Origin of the sequence: Microcoleus sp. BM001215392, assembly GCF_036700185.1 — a bacterium.
Classification (GTDB): domain Bacteria; phylum Cyanobacteriota; class Cyanobacteriia; order Cyanobacteriales; family Microcoleaceae; genus Microcoleus.
The window spans coordinates 1-11,281 of the sequence record NZ_JAUBOJ010000244.1; the positions used below are offsets into that span (position 1 = coordinate 1).

Genomic DNA, 11,281 nt, shown 5'->3' on the forward strand with positions numbered 1-11,281 from the left:
GTCTGACATCTGCGGTTTCTGTATCAATCAAAGACTTATGCAATTCAAGTCTAATAACTAATGACTAATGACTAATGACTAATGACTACCGATCGAGCCGGCGTTGAATTTGTCTGAGAGACTGGTACATTTCGGGTAAGCGGTTGTACACAGCAGCGGCTTTGAGAAATAGTTTGTGGGGAATTGCTGGAACCCCAGTCACGATCGCACCTGCGGGCACATCGCTGTGAATTCCGGCTTTGGCTGTGGCGATCGCCCCGTTACCAATTTTAGCTTGATTGGCTATTCCTACTTGACCTGCCAAAATTACATTATTGCCAATTATGACTCCGCCCGCTAAGCCGACATGGGCGGCAAAAGCGCAATTTTTCCCAATTTGACAGCCGTGACCTACGTGTACTAAATTGTCGATTTTGGTATTCTCGCCGATGCGGGTTTCTCCGACCGCTGGCCTGTCGATCGCGCTATTGCAGCCGACCTCAACGCCCTCTTCCAATACAGTACATCCAGACTGCTCCATTTTCACCCATCCTGTGGCTGTCGGCACGAACCCAAAACCTTCGCTCCCGATCGCCGCGCCACTGTGAATGACGCAATTCGCCCCGATCCGAGTACGTTCGTGAATCACACAGTTAGCGTGTAAAACTGTATTTTCGCCAATTACCGCATCTGGGTAAATTACGACATTTGGATGAATGCAAACGTGATTGCCGATTTTGACTTTTGCTTGAATCACGCTGTGGGGGCCGATACTGACATTTTCACCGATTTCGGCTTCGGGGTGAACTGTCGCGGAGGGATGAATTTCGGATGCTGGGCGAAACGGTTGGTAAAAAAGGCGGATGGTTTGAGCAAATAGCAATCGCGGATCTGCTGCGGAAATCCAAGCGATGTTGCGATCGCTGCATTGAGCTTGCAGGCTTTCGTCTAAGGGTAAAATTAAGGCTGAAGCGTTTGTGGTGGCTGCATGAGCGGCAAATTTAGCTCCTTCTATGTAGCTGATTGTACCTGATGCGGCTTCATCGACTGGGGCGGGGCCTGTAATTTCTCGATCGTCCGCGCTGGAGGCTTTTAGGCTGTGGCTGTTGGCTAAAGTCAGTTTCTCTACTATGTCGCTAAACTGCATAAATGAAAATTTGCTGTTAACACCGATTCCTCAAGCTCAAAATCATATCATGTTCGATTGTTCGATCGTCCGGACTTTAGTCCTCTGTCTTTATTGCCTAAAACTTATGAGGACTCTCCGTCCGAACGATCGAACCTGGAAAGGACCCAAGTCCGAACGATCGAACCTGGAAACGAAGAACCTGGAAAGAACCCAAGTCCGAACGATCGAACCTGTTCGATCGCCCACGCATGAGTTTACCAGCGCCCATGCAAAAGGGAGCAGATCGTCTTCTGCTCCCACTAACTCTCGAAAAGCTGTACGGTATTGAATTCAATGATTTTTGGCAACTATTGCACTGAGGATGCTTCTACATCTACGGTGCGGGCTGTACCTTCTGCATATGTTTCGGTTGGTTCGGATGCTGATGCTGTCTCTGTTTGGCGGGATTTAAAATAGTCGATCGCCATTTGGGATACTTCCGAAATCAGCAATACTGCGATCGCCACATCGTCAATTTGTCCTACTACTGGGAGAAAATCTGGCGCAATGTCGATCGGGCTTACCAAATATGCCAACGTTCCTAGAATAATCCACCAGCGGTACTTGGGGTTGCGGAGCGTCTCGCGGTACCAGTTATAAACAGATTGTATTGAAAAGTTCATGGGGTTGTCCTCTCGTTATATTTTCTATCTTGACAAATTGTCCCTCGAAATGCTTGTGGAGATATCCCCCCTAAGGTTGGGAAGAGAATTCTACTTGGGAATATTGGGAATTGGGTACGGGCGATTTGTCAAGCTGTTGGCTGTTAACTGTTGGCTGTTGACTGTTGACTGTTGACTACTGACTACTGACTACTGACTACTGACTAACAAAAGGTTTTTCCTACCAACTTTTGAAAGCGCTTGTTTTTGTGCAAAAGCTTCAAGTCCGGATCTGTTTGAGCTAAGCTGAGATATTTAGCCCGGTTGAGTTCGATCGCCTTGGCGATGCAATCTACGGCTAAAGTTGTTTTACCTTCGCAAGCATAGCAATAGCCTTTGTTGTAAATGCTGTTGGCGCGATCTGGCTTGACTTCCAGGGACATATCGATGCTTTTGTGAGCTTCTTTGTATTTCCCCAATTTAGTCAAAGCATAGCCCCGATTGTCCCACGCTTCGTAGTTTTTGGAGTCGCAAACCAGGGATTTGTCGTAGGATGCGATCGCCTCTTTGACTCGTCCCAAACGGCGCAGTGCTAGGGCGCGGTTGTTCCAAGCGTGGGTGCAGTTGGGATTGATTTCTACAGCTCTTTCTGTGGCCTCCAAACACTCTTTTTCTCTGCCCAATTTAGCTAGCATATTGCCCCGGTTTACCCAGGATGAGGCGTGGTTGGGGTTGATGGCGATCGCGCGATCGAAACTATCTAAAGCTTCCTCGGATTTGTCCCAAGCCATGAACGCGCAGCCGCGATTAAACCACACATCTGGATCGTCTGGCTGAATGCTGATGGCTTGATCGTAGCTGCGCATTGCTGCTTTAAATCGGCCCAGTTCGATCAGAACATTGCCTCTGTTGGCAAAGGCTTTGTAGTAATCTGGGTTGAATTCCAGAGCGCGATCGTAGCAGTTGAGTGCTTCTGTATACTTTTCGATCGATGCTAGGGAGTTGGCTTTACCTTCCCAGGCTTCGTAGCTGTGGGGGTAGTAGAACAGCATTCGATCGAAATTGGCAGCAGCTTCTTCGTGCTTTCCCCATTCTCCCAAAGCGATGCCTTTGTTGAGCAAAGCCTGACTGTTGGATGGTTGGAGGTCGATCGCGCGATCGAAGTTTTCGATGCACTCTTGGTACTGTTTCAGGTGTCCCAAGGCCAAGCCGCGACAGTTCCAAGCATCGGTGTACTTGGGATCTAGTTGCAGCACTTGGTCGAAAAGCGCGATCGCCTGCTCAAAATCCCGATCGTGCAGCCACTTGACTCCTTGCTCGAATAGCGCTTTAATCTCTTCCATAATCTGCCAATTCTCGCTCTCTAAAATACAGACAACTACAGACTTTGCCTAAATTTTGTATTTTTACTCGATCGTGACTTGCACACAATTTGTCTGTTCAATTTATTTGCCTCCCTCAATGTTAAATTAGTCTGATTCCCTACTGATATTTTAAATAATTAAAATGTTCGTGCAAGAACATTTTTTAGGTATAAAACAATACCTAGTTTTTTTACTTGGGGATGTGGTCGATCGTGGGAGTTGCGGATGTTTTTATCGTCAAAACTCAAAATATCTTGTGTTAGAAGCTGCCTTATTTGAACAAACAAAACTGTTCTATAAGGAACAGTTTTTTAGTATAAATTAACACCTACTTTTTTTGAAATCCGCGATGCGGCCGATCGCCCGAATTACTGACATTTTTATGCTTAAAAGTCAGTCAAAATACACGTTCATCCTGTCCCCTATTTCCTTTGACCCTTGTATTCAAAGGGTTTCAGCCTGACACTAATCTCAGCATCGGTTTCAGCATCCGATTTTCACAGCCACTATTCTCACCGATCGCCCTACAGTCAGCCTAAGTACAATAAAACAATTAAAGTATTATAAAATACCAGTAGTCCGAGTTTGGACAGAGCGTTAAGTTCAATCGAAAAAAGGACACTTTTCACCCATCTTGAAACACCCATTTTTGGTCGCCGATCGCAATTTCGCAACCATTCGCCAACCAAAAAGGCTCGTTAGCAGCTAGCCTCTGTCCTCCGACAAAAGTGCCGTTGGAACTACCGCTATCGACAAGTTGATATCGCTGTTTGCCAACTTCATCAGTAGCGCGGCGGATTTGGGCGTGGTAGCGGGAACTTTGCGGATCTTGCAACACTAAACTGTTGGTTGGTTCTCGTCCAATTGTAAAAGGATTTGCCGTTAAACCGATCGCCTGTCCAGAAAACTTGTAGATTAAATATGCAGTATTTTTGCGATCGCTGCTGGCGAGTACCGTCGGCGCAAGTGAAGGTGAATTTCTCGCAGGTGGGAGACTATTTTGAGCGAGTTGTTCTGTCAGTTGTTGCAAATCGCGATCGAATGATGCTGCTGTTTCAGAAGCTGGAAGACTCGCCGGAGAATGACCTGAAATTAAGTTTAACTGCTGGACGGGAGCTTGAGGTGCGATCGGGCGGCCGGCTTCTGCAATTCTCATTTGCAGGGCGGCCGAATTTTCTGCTTCCTGTCGCGCACTCATTCCCTCAACTTGGCGAATCACTCCGTTGGTTTCGGGGAAGCTGACATCGCCAATTCGCACGTCTTCTAAGTTAAAACCGAGGGGATAAAAGTCTTGGACGCGATCGAGCAAATTTTGGCGCAGCAACAGCCGGCCTTGGGTGATAAGCTGTTGTAAGGAAAATTGCCCGATCGCTAATCCCATACAATCTTTAACTGCACTTGCTAAAGCTGCGATCGGATCGGACAATTCCAAAGCTACCCGTTTCGGATCTATAACTTGATAAATAACCGTCAGAGTCGCATCAATTAAAAATCTATCTTTAGACAAGAAATCCCCCTGGGACTGCACGTCCAAGTTGCGAAGTTTGGTATCTACGAGGACAATTTGACACTGTTCCAGCAGGGGAAGGGCGAAGCTGAAATGGCGCCCGGATTTCAGGGTACGCACGGCGCGGCCGTTTTTGACCAACAAACCTGTGCAACCCGCCCCGATAAAGTCCATGCTAAACCCGGCCCAGCGTTCTGGTGTGACGGTTTGAATCAGGGGAGAGGCGTTGTTCATGGGATGCAGTTGAGGGAGGTTCGATTCTACTTTTAGGGTAACAAATTGCTGGCGGTCGATCGACCTCGCCGTGTGCCTGTTGGGCAACCTCTATACTTTACGCCTCCACGAGTCCCGATTCAGCACGTACTGGATCTAGTTTGCATCTGGAATTTATTTGCTATGCTTTACTTTACGAAGTTATCGGTCAAAATCTGATTTTTATAGCAACTATAATTTATTTGCTACACTTAAGAAATCATCCTAGTTTGTAAGCGAGATGAACACCATCACGATCGCCATTTCAGATGAGCGCCTGCTGAAACTACAAAAAGTCGCTGCATATCTGAATCTATCAATAGAAGAGTTAGTCTTAATGGGTTTGGAAAAGTTGGTTGCAGAGGCAGAAGTTTCCTCTCCACATACTGCCACAGATATCCTAAATAAAAATGCCGAATTAGACTCAGTGGTAGTTGAAAAATTTTATACCCTTGCCGAGCAGTGGCAAAGTGAAGTTGCTGGAATGTCTTCGACAAACCGAATGTCTCAGCATCCTGCATATCAGGAAATTATTAATATGGGAAATCAAATTATACCACTGCTGCTATCAGAACTGAAAAAAAATCCCCTTTACTGGTTAGCGGCGTTGAGTGCAATTACAGGTGAAAATCCCATCAAAGCAGAACAAAGAGGAAGAGTCAAACAGATGGCATCAGCTTGGATAGAGTGGGGTAAAAATCAAGGCTACGCGATTGAAGAGAATGTATAGAAGACCTGAATTTGAAATTAAATGGCCGAATTTGTCTCGCACGGATTATCAAGTTACCAGCCTAAAGTCAGAGGAATATAACTGCTTTGCGGGGGCTGCTGGGGAAGACGAGCGATGGTGGCAACCCATACCGGGAGAGCAATTTTATTGGCCTGACGGTGTGCCGCAAGAGGAGACTATAGAAGCGTATATTCAGGCTTATCAAACGCTGGGATATGAAATTTGTAATGGCGACGGATTAGAAGTTGGATATCACAAAATAGCGATATATGTTGACTCTAGCTGTATCCCAACTCATGCAGCCAGACAATTACCTAATGGTAAGTGGACAAGTAAACTTGGCTGGTTGGAAGATATTGAACACGAACTGGATGGATTGACGGGCGACAGATACGGAGTTGTCGGTCAAATTCTCAAACGTGCGGTAAATTAGGGAATGGCGATCGCACTTTCGGAAAATAAGGGCGATCGCATTTAACCAAAACAACTTTGCCTGCCCCTCCTGTGGTAATCTAACCCCTAATCATGCCGTACTTACGCTTTAAGTAATCAGGCAAGATTGTCGGGATATAGATAGTCTGTTCCCATTCACGATATTTTCCCAGTTCGTCAAAGTGATAAGTTTTAGGTTCGCAGCCGCGTCCATCTGGGAATTTGTACTTGCAATTTCCCGGTGGATGGGTAGCCCAAGGCTGGTTTTTGCGATATTCCGACCAACGGCGTCCCACACTGCCGTCTAGCAAGTCGGTTTCACCTACAGGCATTTTAAGCACCGATTGCACATGAATGAGCTGGTGACTTGATTCGGAAAGGACGCACCAATGTCCTTCTGGGATACCTGACAAACTGCCTGATAGCTGTTCAATCCGCTTGATGTAGCCAGTAATTTCGCAAGTTTTCATTTTATTTCTCCTCTGTGATTTTTTGAACAAAGGAGAAGTTCGTTGGCCAACTGTGCTTCTCACACTTCCATAATCGTGAGTTAGCAAGGGTTTGGCTCGATCGCATTTAGATCGAACCGAAGATGATCTAAAATTGATCTTGACATCTTATAAATTATGTGTATGGCTCCGACACTCAAAGCTTGTGAAGAAGGAAAAAAACAAATTGACGGAGCCTTAAGCGATAAGGGATGGACTAAAGGGGAGAATAGTAAAGCTATTCAAGAAGCGAGTCGCTCGCTCATATTGTCATATCTTTGTGAAAAAAAATGGACGAAAGAGACGAAATTAAATCGCCAACAACTTGAAAGCTGCGATCTTTTTAATAAAACATGGCTCGATAAAAATTTTTCAGTTTATAACTCTACTACTTATACAAAGATTGAATCAGAAATCGAATCAGGAGAATTAAAAGCCAAGGGAATTTCCTATGGAACTTTTAACGATTTTTTATTGAGTAACCCCATAAAAACAAGAGCATTTAAGGCTTACTGTGAGGTATTAGGACTGAATTGGGAAGAGATTAAAGAAGATCCACCACAGTCTGAACAGACAAATCATATTAAGACTGAGATACGATATTTTGGAGGTTCGGAAGTCAGCGATCGCACCTTGGCACTCGTGGAGGAATACACCAAGCTATTTGTTGGGCGCGACAAGATGCTAGAACTCCTAGATAAGTTCTTAATTCAATCCGAGAACAGATGGAAAATTATTACCGCCAAGGCGGGTTTTGGTAAAACAGCACTGTTAGCAAACTGGGTAAAATCACGCCAGGGAAACGATTATTTTATCGCTTATCACTTTTTCAGTCAGCGTGATGAAATTACCCGTTCAGTCCCTAATGCCTATCGCAATCTGCTGCAACAACTTTATAATTACTGCGAATTGAGTAAACCGTTGTCCCATAATGAAACCGAGTTGCGGGAGGCTCTTCATAACTTTGTTAAAGACTGGAAAGGTAAACCTTTAGTTGTTGTCCTAGATGGTTTAGATGAAGCCGATCGTCCCTTCCTACCACCCTTTTATACTCCTTTGCCTCAGAATGTATTTGTTATTGCCTCAGCGAGAGCCTCTGAAGGGGAGCAGCTAGAATACTTGTCTGGTTGGGAAAATGATGTTGAGCCGATACACCTCGATCGTTTGCCCCCTTGTGCGATCGCAAACTGGTTACAAGAAACTGGTAAGGGTGAGTTAGTAACTCTGGCACAGGACGAAACTTTTGTGACGCAGGTGTCCGATCGTACTGAACGAATACCACTTTTTCTTAAATACTTGATCGATGAGTTGTTAGAAGTAGCACAACAGGGTGAGGAAAGTACAATCCGCAAAACACTTGCAGCAACACCCAAGGGTTTTCCTGAGTACATTCGTCAGCAATACCAAGCCTTAAGTCAATTAGCAGATTGGCATTTTCGCCCAGATATGCGAAAGATATTCTATTTTCTGACTATTGCCAAAGGAGAGCTATCTTCTGACGATTTAGTAGAACTCATGGGAGAAAGTCCAGTCGGACTGCCGTGGCAGATAAGTCGATGGTTCAAAATTCGTCAGTTAGAGGACTGTCTCGTATTCTCTTTCGCTCATTCGACATTAGCCGAACAATTTGCCGTCCTCCCTGAAATCCAAGCGAATACCAAAAAATTTCAGAAGGAACTGATTAAATATTGCGCTCAGTGGGACGAATACAAGAGTCCTTATGCGTTGCGGCATTATGCAGAACACTTGCGGGATGTAAAGCACTGGGAGGAATTGTATGCGATCGCACGTAACGCAGACTTTTACTCGCACTCCATTGAACAGTTTCCCGATGAGCCTGATTTGCCTTTAAAGACAGTGAAGACTGCGTTGTTAGCCGCTGCTGAGGAAGACAAAGCAGGAGAAATGGCAGAATTTATGCTGTTACACGCACGGCAACTGTTGCAGACAACAGCGCAAGATTCACCCCTAGATACTTTGCGAAAAGGCTATTTAGAACGAGCTTGGAGACTGACTGATTTGTATGAAATTGAGTACCGTATATTGTGGTATTTATTGCTGGCGTGGGAATTGAAAGATACAGGCAAATTTGAGGAAGCGCGGGAAACACTGAAGCGATTGCAGCAGCAGGAATTACCTCGTTTACCAACAAATGGGGTTAAGGAGTGGCAAAGCGAGTCTGCTGCTTACCTACTTGCCCATGTTTTTGAAGTCAGTGAGGATATCTGTACTACTTTAGAGCAAAAGCTTTTCGATGATCGTTACCGCTGTATTTTGTGCGGTAATCTCAGTAATCGCGGTAACTTTGCTGCCGCCTTAAAAACTGTACAGGGCGTTAGCTCACAAATATTATGGCAAGTATCAGTGCTGTTAAATATAGCAAAAGCACAGGTGCAGAAAGGAGATATAGAATATTCTGCTACCTTTACCAACACTCTTGAGATTGTAAAAACATTTGTTTTAACCTCATGGTGGGAAATCTTGATAGGGAAGATAGCCAAAGCCCAAATAGAAGTTGGCGACAGGGCATCAGCACAAGCCACTTTGACTGAAGCTATTGAAACAGCAGATAATAAGATAGACAACCCATTGTATCAAGTAAATGCGTTTGTTTCTCTAGCAAATGTTCAGGCAGAGGTGGGAATGGTTGAAGAAGCGATCGCTACTCTACAAAAAATTAACGATCGACCAGAACTTGAAAAACTTTTTCTAAGTATAAGTATAGCTAAAGTATGGTTCAAAACTGGAAATAAAGACAAAATAAAAGCAATTTTTGCAAGACAGTTAGAAATAGCAAATGGTATTGCAAACGAAGAAAAACAAGCTGACACTCTACGAAACATTGTAATAGCGCAAGCTGAACTAGGAGAGTTTGCCGATGCCCGTGAAACGGCTAAAAAGATTGACTGTTCAGACAGACCATATGCCTTAATGAGAATAGCAACAGAGCAAGCCAAAGTGAGGGAATTTACTACTGCACTAGAGACTGTTGAAGAAATTGAGATTAAGCATTATCAATCCGAGGCTTTGTCGGTAATTGTAACATCGCAAGCCGAGGCAAGAAATTTTCCTGATGCTTTTGAAACTGCAAGCCGGATCGAGGAGCCTTTTAAGGCACAGGCTTTGTGTGGAATTGCAATAGCCAAAGCTGAGGCAAGCCCATTTACTGATGATGCACTTGAAATTGCTGAACAAATTGAGAGTAACCGAGAAAGAACGCAGGCTTTGGTGGGAATAGTAAGGATACAAGGCCAAGTGAAAAATTTTCCCGCCCTGCTGAAAATCAAGGACAAGGTTCGCGGTAAAGAGTGGAAAAATGAAGTTTTATCAGCAATGGCAGAGGTATACGCAAAAGCAGAAGATTTCACTACTGCGTTGGAGATAGCTACAGAAATAGATATTCCATCAATGCACGCGAAAACTCTAGAAGTAATAGCAGAGATACAGGCACAAGCTGGACAATTTGAAGCAGCACGAAATACTTTTGCTACCTTCCTTAAAATTGAAAAAAAACCTGAAGCTTCTATCTCATTTATGAGAGCGTCAGCTCTAGCAATAGTAGCAGAAGTACAGGTAAAAAATGCTCAAAAAGAAGTAGGAGCAACTACCGCCCGTATTGCCTGCGAAATTGCACAAAATATTCATAATCCAGCGGAAAAAACAAACTTACTAGCAAGAATAGTACAAATACTCGTAGAAGCAGAAAAAATAGAAGAGGCAAAATATATTTGCGATCGCGCTTATGAAATTGCACAACATATTAGTAACAACCGAGAAGACCAACGATCGCAAAGTTTCGGATTAATAGCACAAGCACAGACAAGGATAGGAGAGTTTGACGCAGCCATTAGAACCATTAAAGCCATCCCTGACCCATTCTATTTCTATCAAGCTGATGCACTGAGAAGTCTAGCACAGTTACAGATATTAAAAGATTCACAGCAAATAAAGAAATTTAAAAGCACTATCAGTGAGGTTCATGAATTTTATAAAAGTGAATATCCTATTTTTGAGTTTCTAAACAGGGTTGAGCTTTTGACTATTATAGCAGTGGCACGATCGACTGTAGGAGAAACCGAAGCAGCCTTAGCCACTTTTGCCGCTCTGCTTGAAGCTGCAAAAACACAAAAACAACGGGAACGCGATCAAGATTTATCTACAATAGCCATAGGATATGCAGAAGTAGGGAAATTTCCCAAGGCTATTGAAATTATCAACGAGATTGAAGATGGGGCGCAGAAAATAAGCGCACTTTGGGCGATCGCTTGGGAGCAGTTCAAAAAAGGAAAACAAGTTACAACTCTTGATATCGCCCTCGCAGCTAAAGAAAAAATTGAGGATAAAAAAAAGCGCCTGCAAGCCTTCAAGAGGATTGCTCAAATACAAGCAATTGCAGGAAAAGGTGAGGAGGCAGTAAGGACTGTAGAGGCGATTATTACAGACCATAACAAGCACTTACCTGACATTGCCTTATTGTTTGCTGAAACAGGCGATCGAGTAAATTTTAAACGCTTGTTAATTCCCTGTGCCTACTACTTAGACGCTGCTTATCAAATGTGTGGATATTTATCGCGGCTGTATCCAGAGCAAGCATCAGCAGTGGCAAAAGTTTTGAGCGAGTTGAATAGAAAGGAGCGGTAGTTTGCGATCGCACCTCAACCAACCAATATAACTGAAGGGTAATCGGTCTTGTTTGATTGTAGCCGATCGCGCGATCGAGAGTAAAACTGACCAAAAAGGAATATACTCAACAGCATTC

Annotated in this window: 8 protein-coding genes; 3 read left to right on the plus strand and 5 right to left on the minus strand. The window is 44.2% G+C overall.

All coding sequences use genetic code 11. From position 1 onward, the window contains the following. Nucleotides 1-85: 85 nt before the first annotated feature. The 4 genes from lpxD to QT974_RS22510 all read right to left on the minus strand — a co-directional run bounded on the left by lpxD (nucleotide 86) and on the right by QT974_RS22510 (nucleotide 4,941). Nucleotides 86-1,126, minus strand: a complete 1,041-nt coding sequence (gene lpxD / locus QT974_RS22495; RefSeq protein ID WP_333470645.1) for a UDP-3-O-(3-hydroxymyristoyl)glucosamine N-acyltransferase — start codon at nucleotides 1,124-1,126, stop codon at nucleotides 86-88. 329 nt (nucleotides 1,127-1,455) lie between these two features. Next, nucleotides 1,456-1,770, minus strand: coding sequence for a YkvA family protein (locus QT974_RS22500; RefSeq protein ID WP_333470646.1), 315 nt, complete (start codon nucleotides 1,768-1,770; stop codon nucleotides 1,456-1,458). A 203-nt stretch (nucleotides 1,771-1,973) separates the two neighbouring features. Continuing rightward, the gene (locus QT974_RS22505; RefSeq protein ID WP_333470647.1) at nucleotides 1,974-3,092 is read right to left on the minus strand and encodes a tetratricopeptide repeat protein; all 1,119 of its coding nucleotides are present in this window, start codon (nucleotides 3,090-3,092) and stop codon (nucleotides 1,974-1,976) included. Between the two features lie 646 nt (nucleotides 3,093-3,738). Next, a complete protein-coding gene (locus tag QT974_RS22510; RefSeq protein ID WP_333470648.1) occupies nucleotides 3,739-4,941 on the minus strand; it encodes an SPFH domain-containing protein in 1,203 nt (400 codons plus the stop codon). Nucleotides 4,942-5,113: 172 nt separating this feature from the next. Between QT974_RS22510 and QT974_RS22515 the strand changes: the two genes are divergently transcribed. Then, complete coding sequence (locus QT974_RS22515) at nucleotides 5,114-5,602, plus strand: hypothetical protein (protein WP_333470649.1); 489 nt, start codon at nucleotides 5,114-5,116, stop codon at nucleotides 5,600-5,602. Next, the gene (locus QT974_RS22520; protein WP_333470650.1) at nucleotides 5,595-6,035 is read left to right on the plus strand and encodes a DUF7689 domain-containing protein; all 441 of its coding nucleotides are present in this window, start codon (nucleotides 5,595-5,597) and stop codon (nucleotides 6,033-6,035) included. Before QT974_RS22515 ends, QT974_RS22520 begins: the two co-directional genes overlap by 8 nt. A gap of 79 nt (nucleotides 6,036-6,114) precedes the next feature. On the opposite strand, the gene QT974_RS22525 is transcribed toward QT974_RS22520, so the two are convergent. Beyond that, nucleotides 6,115-6,504, minus strand: a complete 390-nt coding sequence (locus QT974_RS22525; RefSeq protein WP_333470651.1) for a hypothetical protein — start codon at nucleotides 6,502-6,504, stop codon at nucleotides 6,115-6,117. A 162-nt stretch (nucleotides 6,505-6,666) separates the two neighbouring features. Here QT974_RS22525 and QT974_RS22530 point away from each other — a divergent pair, with 162 nt between their 5' ends. Next, entirely contained in the window at nucleotides 6,667-11,163 is a 4,497-nt protein-coding gene (locus QT974_RS22530; RefSeq protein ID WP_333470652.1) for a hypothetical protein, read from the plus strand. Nucleotides 11,164-11,281 lie beyond the last annotated feature (118 nt).

Bases quoted from the DNA above. Each gene is read 5' to 3' on its own strand.
- QT974_RS22515 (WP_333470649.1), top strand. From the start codon at position 5,114: ATGAACACCATCACGATCGCCATTTCAGATGAGCGCCTGCTGAAACTA.
- QT974_RS22530 (WP_333470652.1), top strand. From the start codon at position 6,667: ATGGCTCCGACACTCAAAGCTTGTGAAGAAGGAAAAAAACAAATTGAC.
- QT974_RS22505 (WP_333470647.1), bottom strand. From the start codon at position 3,092: ATGGAAGAGATTAAAGCGCTATTCGAGCAAGGAGTCAAGTGGCTGCAC.
- QT974_RS22525 (WP_333470651.1), bottom strand. From the start codon at position 6,504: ATGAAAACTTGCGAAATTACTGGCTACATCAAGCGGATTGAACAGCTA.
- QT974_RS22500 (WP_333470646.1), bottom strand. From the start codon at position 1,770: ATGAACTTTTCAATACAATCTGTTTATAACTGGTACCGCGAGACGCTC.
- lpxD (WP_333470645.1), bottom strand. From the start codon at position 1,126: ATGCAGTTTAGCGACATAGTAGAGAAACTGACTTTAGCCAACAGCCAC.
- QT974_RS22520 (WP_333470650.1), top strand. From the start codon at position 5,595: ATGTATAGAAGACCTGAATTTGAAATTAAATGGCCGAATTTGTCTCGC.